General features: G+C 66.6%; 14 protein-coding genes. 8 read left to right on the plus strand and 6 right to left on the minus strand.

Going from position 1 to position 16,332, the window contains the following annotated elements; genetic code table 11:
- Window positions 1-77 precede the first annotated feature (77 nt).
- Both AB4Y63_RS14545 and AB4Y63_RS14550 read right to left on the minus strand, forming a co-directional pair.
- Window positions 78-1,958, minus strand: a complete 1,881-nt coding sequence (locus AB4Y63_RS14545) for a phospho-sugar mutase (RefSeq protein ID WP_441791843.1) — start codon at window positions 1,956-1,958, stop codon at window positions 78-80.
- Between the two features lie 89 nt (window positions 1,959-2,047).
- Entirely contained in the window at window positions 2,048-2,881 is an 834-nt protein-coding gene (locus AB4Y63_RS14550; RefSeq protein ID WP_441791781.1) for a purine-nucleoside phosphorylase, read from the minus strand.
- A 173-nt stretch (window positions 2,882-3,054) separates the two neighbouring features.
- Here AB4Y63_RS14550 and AB4Y63_RS14555 point away from each other — a divergent pair, with 173 nt between their 5' ends.
- Entirely contained in the window at window positions 3,055-4,491 is a 1,437-nt protein-coding gene (locus AB4Y63_RS14555) for an NAD(P)H-quinone dehydrogenase (protein ID WP_441791782.1), read from the plus strand.
- 76 nt (window positions 4,492-4,567) lie between these two features.
- On the plus strand, window positions 4,568-5,278 hold the full coding sequence (locus AB4Y63_RS14560) for a hypothetical protein (RefSeq protein ID WP_441791783.1): 711 nt from the start codon (window positions 4,568-4,570) through the stop codon (window positions 5,276-5,278).
- Window positions 5,279-5,364: 86 nt separating this feature from the next.
- Here AB4Y63_RS14560 and AB4Y63_RS14565 read toward each other — a convergent pair whose 3' ends face one another.
- Window positions 5,365-7,143, minus strand: coding sequence for an acetyl/propionyl/methylcrotonyl-CoA carboxylase subunit alpha (locus tag AB4Y63_RS14565; protein ID WP_441791784.1), 1,779 nt, complete (start codon window positions 7,141-7,143; stop codon window positions 5,365-5,367).
- A gap of 128 nt (window positions 7,144-7,271) precedes the next feature.
- Window positions 7,272-7,937 (minus strand): Maf family protein, encoded by a 666-nt coding sequence (locus AB4Y63_RS14570; protein WP_441791785.1) that lies wholly within the window; start codon window positions 7,935-7,937, stop codon window positions 7,272-7,274.
- 57 nt (window positions 7,938-7,994) lie between these two features.
- On the opposite strand from AB4Y63_RS14570, the gene AB4Y63_RS14575 reads away from it, so the two are divergent.
- From AB4Y63_RS14575 to AB4Y63_RS14590, 4 genes are read left to right on the plus strand one after another with little or no spacing between them, the layout of a single operon-like run.
- Window positions 7,995-9,323 carry a class I SAM-dependent RNA methyltransferase gene (locus AB4Y63_RS14575; RefSeq protein ID WP_441791786.1) on the plus strand — a complete coding sequence of 443 codons (1,329 nt, stop codon included), beginning with the start codon at window positions 7,995-7,997 and terminating at the stop codon, window positions 9,321-9,323.
- 48 nt (window positions 9,324-9,371) lie between these two features.
- A complete protein-coding gene (locus AB4Y63_RS14580; protein WP_441791787.1) occupies window positions 9,372-10,073 on the plus strand; it encodes a response regulator transcription factor in 702 nt (233 codons plus the stop codon).
- On the plus strand, window positions 10,060-11,490 hold the full coding sequence (locus AB4Y63_RS14585) for a sensor histidine kinase (protein ID WP_441791788.1): 1,431 nt from the start codon (window positions 10,060-10,062) through the stop codon (window positions 11,488-11,490). Before AB4Y63_RS14580 ends, AB4Y63_RS14585 begins: the two co-directional genes overlap by 14 nt.
- Entirely contained in the window at window positions 11,487-12,551 is a 1,065-nt protein-coding gene (locus AB4Y63_RS14590) for a hypothetical protein (protein ID WP_441791789.1), read from the plus strand. The genes AB4Y63_RS14585 and AB4Y63_RS14590 overlap by 4 nt, the downstream gene beginning before the upstream one ends.
- A gap of 270 nt (window positions 12,552-12,821) precedes the next feature.
- Here AB4Y63_RS14590 and AB4Y63_RS14595 read toward each other — a convergent pair whose 3' ends face one another.
- Window positions 12,822-13,061 carry an acyl-CoA carboxylase subunit epsilon gene (locus AB4Y63_RS14595; protein ID WP_441791790.1) on the minus strand — a complete coding sequence of 80 codons (240 nt, stop codon included), beginning with the start codon at window positions 13,059-13,061 and terminating at the stop codon, window positions 12,822-12,824.
- A gap of 8 nt (window positions 13,062-13,069) precedes the next feature.
- Window positions 13,070-14,641, minus strand: coding sequence for an acyl-CoA carboxylase subunit beta (locus tag AB4Y63_RS14600; protein WP_441791844.1), 1,572 nt, complete (start codon window positions 14,639-14,641; stop codon window positions 13,070-13,072).
- 242 nt (window positions 14,642-14,883) lie between these two features.
- On the opposite strand from AB4Y63_RS14600, the gene AB4Y63_RS14605 reads away from it, so the two are divergent.
- Window positions 14,884-15,762, plus strand: a complete 879-nt coding sequence (locus AB4Y63_RS14605; RefSeq protein ID WP_441791791.1) for a biotin--[acetyl-CoA-carboxylase] ligase — start codon at window positions 14,884-14,886, stop codon at window positions 15,760-15,762.
- A gap of 23 nt (window positions 15,763-15,785) precedes the next feature.
- Window positions 15,786-16,331, plus strand: coding sequence for a PH domain-containing protein (locus AB4Y63_RS14610; RefSeq protein ID WP_441791792.1), 546 nt, complete (start codon window positions 15,786-15,788; stop codon window positions 16,329-16,331).
- The last annotated feature ends 1 nt before the right edge of the window (window position 16,332 follow it).

Here is a 16,332-nt window from a genome sequence, read left to right on the forward strand (position 1 = left end):
GCGAAACTACAGTTGTCGGAGCCTCACGTCAGGTGTGGCACCGACAACTGCAGTTTCACGGGAAAAAGAAGGCGGCGTTAGTTGATCAGTTCGCGCATACCGGCATCGAGCACGGCGAGCGCCGACTCCGCCTCACGCTTGCGCTCGGCGACCGTTCCGTCGGTGCTGTGCGTGTCGAGGTAGACCTTGAGCTTCGGCTCGGTACCACTCGGCCGCACCATCACCCGCGAACCGTCGATGAGCTTGATGCGCAGCACGTCGCTCGGCGGCAGACCGGCGAACCCGTCGCGTAGGTCTTCGATGCGTTCGACGAGGATGCCGCCGACCGCGACCGGGGGATTCTGCCGGAGCCGCGCCATCACGCGGTCGATCTCCGACAGGTCGGTCACCCGTACCGAGATCTGACCCGACGCGAAATGCCCGAACCGTGCGCTGAATCGGTCGAGGTGCTCGGCCAGAGTCAGTCCGTCGGCCTTCAGCTCGCTGACCAGCGAGAGCAGAGCGAGGGCGGCAGAGATGCCGTCTTTGTCACGCACTGATTCAGGGTTGACCAGGTAGCCGAGGGCTTCTTCGAAACCGTAGATCAGTCCGGGAGCCCGGGACACCCACTTGAACCCGGTCAGGGTGTCGGCGAACTGCAGCCCATAGTCGGCGGCGACGGCGGCCAGCGCCGGAGTCGAGACGATCGAGCAGGCCAGGGTGCCGGTGGCCGGTTGGCCGCCGGCGGCACGCGCCGCGTGCTCGGCGGCACGCCAGCCGAGGATTGCCCCGACCTCGTTTCCGCTCAACCGGCGATAGCCCTCCGCACGCGTCTGATCGGGGATGGCGATCGCGAGCCGGTCGGCATCCGGATCGTTCGCGATGATGAGCTCAGCGCCCACCTCGCGAGCGGTCTGGTAGGCCAGGTCCATGGCGCCGGGCTCTTCCGGGTTCGGGAATGAGACGGTCGGGAATGCGGCGTCAGGGGCGATCTGCGCGTCGACGAGGGTCGGCAGAGCGAAGCCCGCGGCCTCGAAGACGCGGCGGGTGGTGTCCCAGCCCACACCGTGCAGGGCCGTGTAGACCGCGTTGACCTGGGCGCGCGGATGCCCGGGGGCCAGGCTCGCGGTCGCGCCGATGTAGGCCTGAACAACCGACTCCGACGCGGTCTCGTAGGGCGCGCGGGGCAGCTCAGAAACGAGCCTTCCGGCCGCGACGTCGAGAATCGCCGCCGCAATCGCCGCGTCGGCGGGCGACACGATCTGAGAGCCGTCGTTCTCGTCGCCGAGGTAGACCTTGTAGCCGTTGTCGTTGGGCGGGTTGTGCGACGCGGTGACCATGACGCCGGCGCTCGTGCCGAGGTGGCGCACAGCGAAGGCGAGCACGGGTGTCGGCAGCAGGCGCGGCAGCAGGATGGCGCGCACGCCGGCTCCGCTCATCAGCTCGGCCGTGTCGGTGGCGAAGACCTGGGAGTTTTTGCGCCCGTCGTAGCCGATGACAACCGACGGGGTGACGCCCGGCTTGGCCGTCGCGTGCAGGTAGGCCGCGAGTCCGGCGGCGGCCTGGGAGACGAGCACCCGGTTCATCCGATTCGGGCCTGCCGCGATCTCGCCGCGGAGTCCCGCGGTACCGAACGCGAGCCGGTTATCGAAACGGGAATGCAGGTCTGCTGTGGCAGCGGCGTCCCCGCCCGTTGCCAGGGTCAGCAGCGCGCGCAGCTCCGCGCGCGTCTCCGGATCGGGATCCTGCGCGAGCCATCCCTGCACCGCGGTGACGAGCGCCGGGTCGGCTGCTGTTGCCGTACCTGCTGCTGCTTCGACCGTCGGGATGGCCGCGGTCGGCGTGGCGTCGGAAGCACTCTCGGCTGGCTCGTTCGCGGCATTCGCGCCAGGGGTGTGAACTGCATCGGAACCGGCACCACTGCCGCTACCGGTATCACTGCCATGTCCGGCATCAGCGCCGGCTCCTGCACCGGACATGTCGACGATCGGCATGAGCCGAGTCACGTTCAGGTCGTCGGGACCTGCCGCATGCCGGCCGCGTGGCCGGGTGCCGTCTCCGATCTCGCTCACAGCGCCGCCACAATGCGGGCGAGGAGGGCGGTGATCACCGGCTCCGCGTTCTGGCCGGCTTCGATGACCTCGGCGTGGCTGAGCGGCGTCTTCTGGATGCCGGCGGCCAGGTTGGTGATCAGCGACATTCCGAGGATCTCCATGCCGGCCTGGCGCGCGGCGATTGCCTCGAGCGCGGTCGACATGCCCACGATGTGTCCGCCGAACGACTTCGCCATCTGTACCTCGGCCGGGGTCTCATACTGCGGTCCGCGGAACTGGCAGTAGACGCCGTCGTCAAGGGTCGGTTCGATCGTGCGGGCCAGCTCGCGCAGGCGTGTCGAGTAGAGGTCGGTCAGGTCGACGAAGGTGGCGCCTTCGAGGGGGGAGTCGGAGGTGAGGTTGATGTGGTCGCTGATCAGCACCGGCGTTCCGGGCTTCCAGCCGGACTTGATACCGCCGGCGCCGTTGGTGAGCACCATCGTCTGTGCGCCGGTTGCCGCAGCGGTGCGCACGCTGTGCACGACTCTGCGCACCCCGTGGCCTTCGTAATAGTGGGTGCGTGCGCCGATCACGAGGGCGCGCTTGCCGCTCGGCAGCAGCACCGAGCGCAGGGTGCCGACGTGCCCCTCCAGTGCCGGTGCGCTGAACCCGGTGATTTCCTGGGCGGGGATGGTGTGGGTGGTCTCGCCGATCAGGTCGGCGGCCTTGCCCCATCCGCTGCCCAAAGTCAGGGCGATGTCGTGCTGCGCGGCCCCGGTGATGGCGGCGATTTCGGCAGCGGCAGTCCGCGCGATCTCAAACGGATCAGCGTCGGGAACGTCTAGCGGATTGGTCTCGGAATTCAGCATCCCACCACTCTAATTGGCTGTCCCATTCGACGGAGAAATCACTGTGAAATTTGCTCGATTGCGCAGAACGGGATCTCCCCGGTCGCCGCGGTCGAAAATCTCCCTCGAATGGATCTGAAACCACGCGGAACGCCGGTTTCGCGCTGACGGTGTTGGGGCGGGAGAATAGAGCCATGGCCAACGAGTTCGAACGCAAGCAACGCATAGTAGTACTCGGCGGAGGGCCCGGCGGTTTCGAAGCAGCGCTTGCCGGCGCCCAGCAGGGAGCCGACGTCACACTCGTCGAACGCGTCGGCGTCGGCGGGTCCGCGGTGATCACCGATGTTGTTCCGTCGAAGTCGCTCATCGCGACCGCCGAGGCGTCGAACTCGATTCGTGAGGCCACCGATCTCGGCGTGCAGTTCTTCGTGCGCGGTGCCACCGGCAAGCCGGCCCGCCCCGAGGTCGCCATTAACCTGGCCGCGGTCAATAAACGTCTTCTCGGACTCGCCCGGCAGCAGTCTGAAGACATGAAGGCCATCCTGATCCGTGCCGGCGTGCGTCTGGTGCAGGGGCAGGGGCGCCTCGACGGCACCACCGGCGTCATCGTCTCGACGGCGCACGACGATACGGGCATCGACTTCGACCGCATCGACGCGGACACCATCGTCGTCTCTGTCGGCGCGAGCCCGCGCATCCTCCCGTCGGCGCTGCCCGACGGCGAACGCATCCTGACCTGGACGCAGCTCTACAACCTCAAAGCCGTTCCCGAGCACCTGATCGTCGTCGGCTCCGGCGTGACCGGCGCCGAGTTCGCCTCCGCCTACCGCGCCCTCGGCTCCAAGGTGACGCTGATCTCCAGTCGCGACCAGGTGCTGCCCGGTGAAGACGCGGATGCCGCATCGGTCATCGAAGACGTGTTCAAGCGCAATGGGATGGTGGTGCTGTCGAAGTCCCGTGCCGAGTCGGTGGTGCGCACGGACACCGGCGTGCTGGCGACGCTCTCCGATGGGCGCACCGTCGAGGGCAGCCACTGTCTGATGGCCGTCGGTTCGGTGCCGAACACGGACGGAATCGGCCTCGAAGAAGCCGGAGTGCAGGTCACCGAGTCCGGTCACATCCGGGTCAACCGCGTCGCTCGCACCTCGGTACCGAACATCTACGCGGCCGGTGACTGCACGACCGGCCTGCCGCTGGCATCCGTCGCCTCGATGTCGGGTCGCACCGCCGTCTTCCACGCGATGGGCGACGCCGTTAGCCCGATCGAAGTGCGCAACGTCGCAGCGAACATCTTCACCCAGCCTGAGATCGCCACCGTCGGCTGGACCCAGAAGCAGATCGAAGAAGGCCTCGTTCGCGGCGAAATCTACAAGCTGCCGCTCTCCTCGAACCCGCGCGCCAAGATGATGGGCATCAAAGACGGCTTCGTCAAGCTGTTCGCCAGCGTCGGCAGCGGCGCGGTGATCGGCGGAGTGATCGTCGCCCCGAAGGCCAGCGAACTGATCTTCCCGCTCGCCCTCGCGGTCGAGCACCGGCTGACCGTCGACGAGGTTGCGCGTGCGTTCCCGGTCTACCCGTCGCTGACCGGTTCCATCACGGATGCCGCGCGCGCGATGCACGTCGTGCGGTAGCGCTTCACGACACACCTCCGGCTATCGCTGCCGCCGGACGCCCTCTCGGGCAGACTTCGGGAGGGAGGGAACCACAATGAAGCACCACATACGATCTTTGGCCGGTGCGGTCTTGCTCGTCGCCTTACTGTCGAGCTGCACGTCGGCGCCGCCGACCCCGGATGGAAGCGTCCCCGATGCTTCCGCCCCTGACTCGGCGACGACCCCGCCGCGGGCGACGCCGAGTGCGACACCGTCGGCTGAGCCGGTTAATCCCCTGGCTGCCGTGACCGCCATCATCGTGCGTCCGGAAAACCTCGATCTGAATGACACGACCGGTGTCACGATTCGCGCCCTCTCTTACGATGCGGAAGCCGCCGATTTCGTCGCCGCACTGAACGCCATTCTGGGTGCAGAGCCGACCGTGACTGAGTTCCGCGGTGGGATGGAGTCATCCCCGTGGACGCAGTATGACTGGGCGGGCGTTCAGGTGAATGACGACCACGAGGCGAATGGCGAGCAAGATATGAATCTCTCCGTCATTTTCGATTCGCCGAGCGTCGGCCAGAGTGTCTCCGTCGCGACCATCCAGGGCTTCCAGCCCGGCGACGACCTGGCCGAGCTCGCCGAGTGGATGGACGAACCGTTCACCGCTGGGGGCTACAACCAGGTTCAGGCCGAGCGTGGACCTGACATCGGGCCCCGAAACTTCCCTGAGTACGCGAACGCGAACTCCGTCACCGGTCAGGACTATACGGGCTCGACGGTGATCTTCGCGCCATGGAACTTCGGCATCGGTCACGTGTGATCCGTCGCTCGTCACGATGACACGCGAAAGGGGCGGTACGAGAAGAATCTTCTCGTACCGCCCCTGTGGCGTTGTGCGGCCTTGACCTAGGCAGCCGCCGCGTCGACGACGGTCAGCAGCAGGTGCCCCGACGACACGGTCGAGCCGACCACAGCAGCCACAGCGCCGACGATGCCGTCTTTGTGAGCGGTCATCGGCTGTTCCATCTTCATTGCCTCAAGCACCAGAAGCAGGTCGCCCTTGACGACGGTGTCGCCCTCAGACACGAGCAGCTTCACCACGGTCGCCTGCATGGGAGCCTTCACGGCATCACCGGTTGCGGTGTTGACCGAGTGGCTGCCTCCGCGGCGACGCGGCGCCGGTCCGGCTGTCGAAGCGGATGCTGCGCCCGGCAGCAGGCGCGTCGGCATCGTCACTTCGATGCGTCGGCCTTCGACCTCGACGACAACGCTGTGTCGCTTCTCCGGTGCGGCCACGTCGCCCTGAGTGCCGCTCCACGGCTCGATGTCATTCTCGAACTCGGTCTCGATCCAGCGGGTGTACACCGAGAACGGCGAGCCGTCGGTCGGGGCAAACGCGGGGTCGCGCACGATCTTGCGGTGGAACGGGAGCACGGTCGGCAGGCCGGCGACCTCGAACTCGTCCAGCGCCCGGCGCGAACGCTCGAGTGCCTCTTCGCGGGTCGCACCGGTGACGATCAGTTTGGCGAGCAGCGAGTCGAACGATCCGGAGATCACATCGCCGGACTGCACGCCGGTGTCAACGCGCACACCGGGGCCGCCGGCGGGCCGGAAGACATGAACGGGTCCCGGGGCCGGGAAGAAGCCGCGACCGGCATCCTCACCGTTGATGCGGAACTCGAAGGAGTGACCGGTGGCGACGGGGTCGTCGTAGTCGAGAACGCCGCCGGCGGCCAGACGGAACTGTTCGCGAACGAGGTCGATGCCGGTGATTTCCTCGGAAACCGGGTGCTCGACCTGCAGGCGGGTGTTGACCTCCAGGAACGAGACGGTGCCGTCCTGGCCGATCAGAAACTCGCAGGTGCCGGCGCCCACGTAGTTGACCTCGCGGAGGATGGCCTTCGACGCGCGGTACAGCTCGGCGGTCTGCTCGTCGCTCAGGAACGGCGCGGGCGCCTCCTCGACGAGCTTCTGGTGGCGGCGCTGCAGCGAGCAGTCGCGGGTCGACACGACGACGACGTTGCCATGCGCATCGGCCAGGCACTGGGTTTCGACATGGCGGGGGGAGTCGAGGTACTTCTCGACGAAGCACTCGCCGCGACCGAACGCGGTGATCGCTTCGCGGGTGGCCGAGTCGAAGAGTTCGGCAACCTCGTCGCGGGTGCGAGCGACCTTGAGGCCACGTCCGCCGCCACCGAAGGCCGCCTTGATGGCAACCGGGAGACCATGCAGGTCGACGAAGTCGAGAACCTCGGCGGCATTCGCCACTGGGTTGAGCGTGCCGGGAGCCAGGGGGGCTCCCACCTTCTGGGCGACGTGCCGGGCGGACACCTTGTCGCCGAGCTGCTCGATCGCCTCGGGGGAGGGTCCGATCCAGATCAGGCCGGCATCGATCACGGCCCGGGCGAAGTCGGCGTTCTCCGCGAGAAAGCCGTAGCCGGGGTGAACCGCGTCGGCGCCGGAGCGGCGGGCGATCGAGAGGATCTTGTCGATGACGAGATACGTTTCGGCGCTGGTCGTGCCGTCGAGCCCGTAGGCCTCGTCGGCGAGACGCGCGTGCATGGCATCGCGATCCTGGTCGGCGTAGACCGCGACAGAGAGAATGCCGCTGTCTTTGGCAGCCCGGATGACCCGGACGGCGATCTCGCCCCGGTTGGCGATGAGGACCTTCGTTATGCGAGACACAATGATCTAGCTTAGGGCGAGTCGGAGCCGCCCCTTTGGTTCAGTCCGACAAAATAACCGGGTCAAGCACTGCGGATGCCTACAACGAGTGCCCAGTGGACCCGGTGGTCCCTGGGTGAACGCCGAACTCAGATCGCGCGATTCCAGAGGCTCGGCCACTCATGACCGAGCTGGCGCACCAGCCGGCGCAGAGTCGGCAATGACAAACCGACCACGGTCGACGGGTCACCGGCGATGGCACTGATGAAGGGGGCGCCCAGACTGTCGATCGTGAAGGCGCCGGCGACGAAGAGCGGCTCGCCGGTTGCGATGTAGGCGTCGAGTTCCGAATCGGTGATGTCGTCGGCGAAGGTGACCTGGGCGACGGCGACGGCGCCGCACGCGCGACCCACGACGCCGTCGACGACCTCGACCAGCCAGTGACCCGAGTACAACTGGCCGGTGCGTCCCCGCTGTAGACGCCAGCGCTCCGCGGCCTTCTCGGCCGTATGCGGTTTGCCGTAGATGACGCCGTCGAGTACGAAGACCGAGTCGCCGCCGAGGACCAGCCCGTCAACGGGAGGCGCCGACACCGCTCCGGCGTCGCCGGTCAGCATGCCGACGACCGCTTCGGCTTTCGCCTGAGCAAGCAACTGCACCACATCACCTGGCCCGAGCTGCACCCCCGCGGCCGAGGCCGCGGCATCCGCCACCGCGGTCTCGTCGACCTCGGGGGCCAGGGTGACGGGTTCGATTCCTGCCGAACGGAGCAACATCAAACGCGCAGGAGATGTGGAGGCAAGGTACAGATGCATGGGATTCCTTCCGGGGCGGGTGATGCAGGGGCCCAGGCAGTGTGGGATGCTCGAGATATGGGTACGAGCAATAACAATCAGACCGACAACAATGAACGACGAAGCGAACCCGGTGTCGTCGGAGCCGAGCTCGAACTCGACGTCACAAACGTAGCTCACGGCGGCATTTTCGTCGCCCGTCACGAGGGCCGCGTGGTCTTCGTCAACGACACACTTCCGGGAGAGCGCGTACGCGTGCGACTCACCGATGCAAACAAGAAGAGCTTCTGGCGCGCCGAGACCGTCGAGGTGCTGGAGGCCGCCCCCGAGCGTCAGCCGCACGTCTGGGCTGCAGCCTCCGTCGAGCGCGCCCCGCAGGATCGCGCCGGTGGAGCCGAGTTCGGCCACATCGAGCTGACCCACCAGCGCGAGCTCAAGCGCCAGGTATTGGCTGACGCATTCAAGCGCATGGCCGGCATCGAGACGGATGTCGTCGTCGAGGCCGTGTCCGCCGGCGAGAACGCCTCCCCGGGTGCCGACCTCGACGGAACCGGCTGGCGCACCCGCGTGCGCCTGCAGGTCGCCGAGGACGGCCGGGTCGGTCCGTACGCCTCACGCTCACACCGTGTGATCTCCGTCGACGATCTGCCGTTGGCCGCTCACGCCGTCGAGATGGCAGCGCCACTCGACGAGTTCTACAAGGGCGCGGCATCCGTCGACGTCGTTGCTCCGAGCACCGGGCGGGTGCAGATTGTCGTCGCCGAACGCGACGCCAAGGGCAAGCGCGTTCCCACCCCTCCGCGCACCATCATCGAGCGTGTCGGCAACCGTGAGTTCCAGCTTGACGTGTCGGGTTTCTGGCAGGTGCACTCCCGCGCCGCGGAGACACTGACGAGCGCCGTTCAGGACGCCATCGACGCGTCACTGTTCGACCCGCGTGCTGACAACCTCGACCTGTACGGCGGTGTCGGCCTTCTCGCGGCAGCCGTCGGCGACAAGTTCGGCCCGACGACCCGCATCACCTCGGTTGAAAGCGACCTGCGCGCCACCGAGTTCGCCGGAGAGAACCTCTCCGACTGGGTCGGCGCCAGTGCACAGACCGACCGGGTCGACCGATTCCTCGGCCGCATCGGTCGCGAAGCCAGTGCGGCAGACCGGGCCCGCCAGCAGGCGGCGACCGTGGTGCTGGACCCGCCCCGGTCCGGCGCCGGCAAGGCCGTCGTCGACGCTCTCGGTGCTCTCGCACCGGCACAGATCGTCTACGTCGCGTGCGATCCGGTCGCACTGGCCCGCGACGTGGCGCTGTTCGCCGCGCACGGCTACGAGCTGCAGAAGATGCGCGCATTCGATCTGTTCCCCAACACGCACCATGTTGAAGCGGTCGCTTTGCTTACCCGTCAGCCGTAACTGTCGATACTCTCAATTGATCCAACCAATCCAGAGAATGTAGGCATCGTGACCCTCACCGCACCACGCACCACCGGCAGCGTCGATCGTCCGGTGCGCATCGGCATCGTTGACGACCACGAGTCAGTGCGCCTCGGGCTGGCCGCAGCCTGCGAGAAAGCCGGCTACGAAGTCATCCACACGGCGCCGACAGCCAGCGAACTCGTCGCCGGGCTTGCCGGTCAGCACTGCGACGTGATCGTGCTCGACCTGTCGCTCGGCGACGGTTCGCGCGTCACTGACAACGTCAAGTTGGCGCAGGACACCGGCGCCTCGGTCTTGGTGCACAGCATCGCCGACCGGGTCGCGCTGGTGCGGGAAGCGCTCGCCGCCGGTGCGGCCGGCGTCATCCCCAAGTCGTCGCCGACCACCACGGTCATCGCCGCGGTCGCCTCCGTGGCCAGGGGCGACGTGCTCAACAACCTGGAGTGGGCGACGGCGATTGACGCCGACCACGCATTCGCCAAAGCCCAGCTGGGGCGGCGTGAGCGGGATGTCCTCCACCTGTACGCCTCCGGCCTCCCGCTGAAGATGGTCGCGATGCAGCTGGGCATCGCGCATTCGACAGCGCGTGAGTATCTCGATCGCATCCGGGTGAAGTACGTCGAAGTGGGTCGTCCGGCCCCGACGAAGGTCGACCTGCTGCGTCGCGCCGTCGAGGATGGAATTCTTCCCGGCCTTGACGCCGACAGCGGAAATGGGCGGAGCTAACCCCCCGGTCGCCGCGCACTCGGGTTCGTCCCGAGTGCCGAGTGGCCGGGTTTCCCGTTCCGGCGCCGACGCCGTCGGTGGCGGCGGCTTCGACAGCAGTGCAACGGGGGAGGGGAACCCGGGCGAACGCTTCAGCGTGAAGCCGCCCCGCAACCCCATTAGCCGGGCTCAGATCGAAACGGTGATTTCGCGCTCGGTCGCGGGAGTCGCCCTGGTCTTCCTGCTGCAGAGCCTGATGATGTTCTTCAGCCAACTCGACCAGCGAGTTGCGTTCTGGGCGATCGGGCTCGGCTCGGCCTTCGGCCTCTCCATTCTCGCCCTCGTCGTGTCGTCGATCATCAAGCGCGGCGTCAGCGTGGTGGCGACGACCGTCGCCGCACTCTATTTCCTCGAACTCGTCACCTGGCCGCTTCTGATGAAAGATCCGACGATCGTGCTCGACGGAGCCCCGTGGCTCTGGTATCTCTGCACCGTCGCCACCTCGTGCGCGGCCATCGCGTTTCCGCTGATCTGGGCGGCGGCGTACACGGTGGTCATCCCGGTCATCTACGGCGTTCTGCGCACCACTCCCGCGGGCGGTGGCAAGGACATAGCCTTGGCCTCGCTCGACGCCGTCTACGCGATCTTGCTCGGTTTCGTAGTTCTGATCATCATCGCCCTGCTGCGCCAGGCCACCGAGACCGTCGACATCGCTCAAACCAACGCGCTGACCAAGTACGCGGTCGCGGTGCGTCAGCACGCGACCGAACTCGAGCGGGTCGAAGTCGACTCCATCGTTCACGACAGCGTTCTGACCACCCTGCTGTCCGCGGCCAGCGCGGACACACCCGAAGCCTCGACACTGGCCGCATCGATGGCCGGTGACGCGATCGCGAGACTGAGCGATGCAGGCGCCGTGCATCTCGGCGACGACGTCCTCATCCCGGTCTCTCGGCTCAGTCATCGCATCCGGGAGGCGGCGGAGGCCTTCGCCAGCCCGTTCACCGTTGTCGAGGAGGAGATCGAGTATCTCAGCCTGCCGGTGCACGCGAGCGAAGCGTTGTACTCAGCCAGCGTGCAGGCGATGGTCAACAGTACCCGCCATGCCGGACCGGCCGATCTGAAGCGCATCCTGGTGATCAAAGCCAATCTGCAGGGCGGATGCACCGTCGAGATTTCCGACAACGGTGTCGGCTTCGATCCCGCGCAGGTCCCTCACGACCGGCTCGGTCTGCGGGTCTCGATTCTGGAGCGCGTGTCCGGCGCCGGCGGCGCCGTTCGCGTCTGTTCCCGGGTGGGCGAAGGCACCACGATCACCATTGAATGGCCCGGCCCGGATGTCGACCAGAATTCGGTGCTCGGACAGTTCAGCAGCGACGAGATCCCCGCGCTCGGGCTCGACGTCGACGACGACGACGAACGGGGGGTGCACGAGTGATCACCGTCCCGCGCAGTCTCATCCTTTCGCTCGCCGCGCTGCTCTCGGCGTATCACATCGTGCTCGGCGTGTACTCGATCGACGTGCCCGACCGGCCGGGGCCCGTCATCGTCGCGCTGGTGCTCTACGCCGTCGCGACGGTGATCAGCCTCTGGCCCACCTCGCCGATGCGGATGCCACTGTGGCTGTCGTTCTTCGACCTCGCCGTCTGCGTCGCCCTGCCCCTGCTCGTCGGAAGCACACTCGACGGCACCTCGTCGACCAACGGTTACGCCACCTGGTACGTCGCTGCGGTCGGCACCTTGATGACCATCGTCGCCACACGCAAGAACCAGGTTGTCGCCTGGATCGGCGTCGGCTTTCTCGTCGTGCACACGATCGTCTGGGCCGGTCCGGGCGCGCTCGGCTCGCTCGGTGTGGTCGGAAGCGTCGTCTGGGTGACGATCGCCGTGACGCTGTCGCGGGGATTGGCGCGGGCCGGGCGCGACGCGCGCCAGTTCGCGCGTGCGGAACGGGAGGCCACCGAGTGGCAGGCCGCCCAGGAAGCCCATCTCTACGAACGTCAGGTGCGACTGGAGCACACCAGTCGTCTGGCCGTTCCGATGTTGCGACGCATTGTCGAACGCCACGGGCGCCTGAACGATGTGCAACGCCAGGAGTGCCGCTATCTCGAGGCAGCCATTCGCGACGAGATTCGCGGGCGCGAGCTGTTGAACGACGAGGTGCGCCGCCAGGTGATGGCAGCCCGCCGACGTGGCGCCATCGTCACGCTGCTCGACGAGGGCGGGCTGGACGACATTCAGGGGCTTGAGCGCGAGGCGATCCTCAACGAACTCGCGGCGGCCATCGGCAGCACCGATGCCGACACCATCATCGCCCGCACAGCGGCCGGTGGGGGCACGACGGCCGTGACGGTTGTCGGTTTGCGCAGCACTGACCCGAGCGTCAGCGCACTCGGACAGGACTCGCCCGATGACGAGGTCGACCTCTGGTTGGAGATTCCGCGCCGGGAGCCGGCCCCGCTCGAGCGTCTGATGAGGGTGTTGGCCGACGAAAAATGAGGAAAGGGGATCAGCCACTGGCCGATCCCCTTCCGGAACTTCGAGTCAACGCGACAACCCGAATGTCACACTGACTCGCCCCCAAAAATTCGCCTGCTTACCCTAGTCGGCGAACTATTGGTGGTGGATCTCGAAGAGATTCACCGAGCACTTACTATGGTGCCGGACTTCCTCGCGGTACCACAGTCGTCATTTAGGGGGACCGTCGATAAATGCCTTTGTCAAGACCCTTTCGACTGTCGGTTTTGTCGACTATTCGCGATCGAGGCGCTAGCCGGAGAAACCGCGCCATTGCCCGGCACCTGGGCCGAGCGGCGTGCGCAGGACCCGTTGGCTCCGATGCCAGGCGCTCTGCCCGGTGGGCGGTGTGGAGCGCAGACTGTCGGATTCCGCCTGCAGCAATCCGCCGAGAACGGCCGACACCGCCGATACCTCGGTGGGGGTGAGGCCCCCGGTCACGAAGGTTAGCCGCGACGAGGCGCTCTCGTTTGTTGCGTTTGTTTCAGTCATGGCGCCGCCTACAGCGGAATGTTCCCGTGCTTCTTGGGCGGCAGACTCGACCGCTTGGTGCGGAGGGCCCGCAGTGCCTTGGTGACGGCCACGCGCGTCGTGGCGGGCTCGATGATGCCGTCCAATTCGCCGCGCTCGGCGGCCAGGAACGGGCTCGCCACGTTGTAGGTGTATTCGTTGGCGAGGCGCGTGCGCACCGCAGCGACATCCTCGCCGGCGGTTTCCGCGGCCTTGATCTCGGCGCGATACAGAATGTTGACGGCGCCCTGGCCGCCCATTACGGCGATCTCGGCGGTCGGCCAGGCCAGGTTCATGTCGGCACCGAGCTGCTTCGAGCCCATCACGATGTACGCGCCGCCGTAGGCCTTGCGGAGGATCACCGTGATCAGGGGAACAGTCGCCTCGGCGTAGGCGTAGAGCAGTTTCGCTCCGCGACGGATGACGCCGGTCCATTCCTGCTCGGTGCCCGGCAGGTAGCCGGGAACATCGACGAGGGTGAGGATCGGGATCGAGAAGGCGTCACAGAAACGCACGAAACGGGCCGCCTTCTCGCCGGCTTCGATGTTCAGAGTGCCGGCCATCGAGTTGGGCTGGTTGGCCACGATGCCGACCGAGCGGCCCTCGACCCGGGCGAAGCCGACGACGATGTTCGGGGCGAACAGTGGCTGCGTCTCGAGAAAGTCGCCGTGGTCGACGATGTGCTCGATGACCGTCTTCACGTCATACGGCTGGTTCGGCGAGTCGGGGATGATGGTGTTCAGTTTGCGGTCGGCGTCGGTGGTCTCGAGTTCGATCTCACTGTCGAACACCGGCAGCTCGGCCAGGTTGTTGTCGGGCAGAAAGCTGAGCAGAGAACGCGCGTAGTCGAGCGCATCCGACTCATCGCTGGCCAGGTAGTGCGAGACGCCGGAGATCGTGTTGTKGGTGAGGGCGCCGCCGAGCTCTTCCATGCCCACGTCTTCACCGGTGACGGTCTTGATCACGTCGGGGCCGGTGACGAACATCTGGCTGGTCTTGTCGACCATGATCACGAAGTCGGTCAGGGCGGGGGAGTAGACCGCGCCGCCGGCGGCCGGGCCGCAGATGATCGAGATCTGCGGGATCACGCCGGAGGCCGCGGTATTGCGACGGAAGATCTCGCCGTACTTGCCGAGCGCGACGACGCCTTCCTGGATGCGGGCTCCGCCCGAGTCGAGGATGCCGATGATCGGAACACCGGTCTTCAACGCGAGGTCCATTACCTTGATGATCTTCTCGCCGGCGACCTCGCCGAGCGAGCCGCCGAAGATGGTGAAGTCCTGGGAGTAGACGGCCACCTGGCGGCCGTGGATGGTGCCGGTTCCGGTGACCACCGCGTCGCCGAACGGACGCTTCTTCTCCATGCCGAACGCGTGGGTGCGGTGACGCACGAACTCGTCGAGTTCGACGAATGAGCCGGGGTCGAGCAGCAGAGCGATGCGCTCGCGGGCGGTCATCTTGCCCTTGGCGTGCTGCTTCTCGATGGCTGCTTCACCACTGGCGGTGACGGCCTCGTGGTAGCGGGCCTTCAGATCGGCCAGCTTTCCGGCTGTCGTGTACATATCGGGGGCTTCCGCAGGCGTTTTCACAGTCACGCGTTTCACTCTACCGGCCAGGAGACTGCGCGAACCGTTGACGATTCTCTACAAATCTGGCCCTGAACGCTGGTCGTTTCCCCCTGCGGGTGTGGCTAACTCAGGAGAATTCGTCAGACACGGCGAGAATTAGGCCATATCGGGAGTGATTCGAGAGAATTTCCTGAGTTACCCACACGGTGAGCCACGGGGCAGAGAAAGTAGTGCGCATGGAGTTCTCGCAGAGCCGTCAGGCCGCGACACGGTTCGACCACCTGGCCGAGGCCGGCTCGACCAACGATGTTCTGGTCAGTCACGCGACCGGTTTGGATGCCGCGGCGTGGCCCGATTTCTCGGTCATCGTCACCGACAACCAGACCAGCGGTCGCGGCCGACTCGGCCGTGTCTGGCAAGCCCCGAGCGGCAAGTCGCTGGCCATCTCGGTGCTGCTGCGCCCCAGCGGGCTCACCCCCAACGCCTACGGCTGGTTTCCGCTGCTGGCCGGGGCCGCGATGACGCGGGCGGCTCGCTCAATCGTCGAAGACGCCCTTCAGGCACGCGGCACGACCGGGGCGGCAGGTAGCTCCCGTGCGGGAGCACCGAACGAGGCTCCGCTGCGCGAAGAAGAGAACCCCGGCCACGACGTGTCACTGAAGTGGCCGAACGACGTGTTGATCGACGGCTACAAGGTGTCGGGCATCCTCTGCGAGTTGCTCTCCGACGGCCGCGGCCTGGTCATTGGAGCCGGCGTCAACGTTTCGCTCGACGAGCACGACCTGCCGACCGTGACCTCGACCTCGCTGCTGTTGGCCACCAACGGCCCGGTCGACCCCGATGATGTTCTCGTGCGGTACCTCCGTGAACTTCGCGCGCTGACCGACGCGTTCATCGCGAGCGGCGGCGACGCCGTGGCGAGCGGATCCCTGGCCGCCGTCACCGAACTCTGCGGCACGCTCGGCAGCCAGGTGCGGGTTGAGCTGCCCGGCGGAGAAGACCTGCTCGGCGTCGCGACCAGCCTCGATCAGCAGGGCCGCCTCGTGGTCATCGACCAGGCCACCGGCGAAGCCCGATTCGTCGCTGCCGGCGATGTGACGCACCTGCGGTATTAATAGGACATGACTGTGATGGAGATATGACGAAGCGCACCGCTGACGTGTCCGGCCAACCGGCCGCCGTCTCGGCCGAGCGAGTCGTCGCCCGACTTCATCCGCGTGCCCGCCGGCTGTTCTGGCCGGTCGTTCTACTTTTCGTCGTCTGCGGTGCGACGGGGTACTTCGCCGGCACCTTCCCCGAGCCGTGGCAGAACGTGGCGCTACTCGTCGGGATGGGCCTGATCGTCTTTTTCGGCTGTTTTCTGCCGTTCCTGTTTTGGCTGACCACGCGCTACACGATCACCACCCGCCGCGTCATCCTGCGCCGGGGATTCTTCGTGCGGGTCAGGCAAGAGATTCTGCACAGCCGTGGCTACCACGTCACGGTGCGCACCGGATGGTTGCAGACGCTGTCACGATCGGGTGATGTGCTCATAGACACCGGCCAGGGCCGGCCCATCGTCTTGGCAGACGTACCCAGCGTGTCCCTGGTGCAACAGGCACTGCATGACCTGATCGAAGAGGCTCAGGTTCAGGCTCCGGGTGAGGCGACGGATGCCGCCGGCTCCGGCCCGGTTCTCGGCTGAT

It is taken from the genome of Leifsonia sp. YAF41, assembly GCF_052113185.1.
Taxonomy (GTDB): Bacteria; Actinomycetota; Actinomycetes; order Actinomycetales; family Microbacteriaceae; genus Cryobacterium.

Excerpts from the sequence above, each read along its gene's own strand:
- AB4Y63_RS14595 (WP_441791790.1), bottom strand. The coding sequence starts at position 13,061 with ATGACTGAAACAAACGCAACAAACGAGAGCGCCTCGTCGCGGCTAACC.
- AB4Y63_RS14570 (WP_441791785.1), bottom strand. The coding sequence starts at position 7,937 with ATGCATCTGTACCTTGCCTCCACATCTCCTGCGCGTTTGATGTTGCTC.
- AB4Y63_RS14585 (WP_441791788.1), top strand. The coding sequence starts at position 10,060 with ATGGGCGGAGCTAACCCCCCGGTCGCCGCGCACTCGGGTTCGTCCCGA.
- AB4Y63_RS14545 (WP_441791843.1), bottom strand. The coding sequence starts at position 1,958 with ATGTCCGGTGCAGGAGCCGGCGCTGATGCCGGACATGGCAGTGATACC.
- AB4Y63_RS14560 (WP_441791783.1), top strand. The coding sequence starts at position 4,568 with ATGAAGCACCACATACGATCTTTGGCCGGTGCGGTCTTGCTCGTCGCC.
- AB4Y63_RS14550 (WP_441791781.1), bottom strand. The coding sequence starts at position 2,881 with ATGCTGAATTCCGAGACCAATCCGCTAGACGTTCCCGACGCTGATCCG.
- AB4Y63_RS14575 (WP_441791786.1), top strand. The coding sequence starts at position 7,995 with ATGGGTACGAGCAATAACAATCAGACCGACAACAATGAACGACGAAGC.
- AB4Y63_RS14610 (WP_441791792.1), top strand. The coding sequence starts at position 15,786 with ATGACGAAGCGCACCGCTGACGTGTCCGGCCAACCGGCCGCCGTCTCG.
- AB4Y63_RS14555 (WP_441791782.1), top strand. The coding sequence starts at position 3,055 with ATGGCCAACGAGTTCGAACGCAAGCAACGCATAGTAGTACTCGGCGGA.
- AB4Y63_RS14605 (WP_441791791.1), top strand. The coding sequence starts at position 14,884 with ATGGAGTTCTCGCAGAGCCGTCAGGCCGCGACACGGTTCGACCACCTG.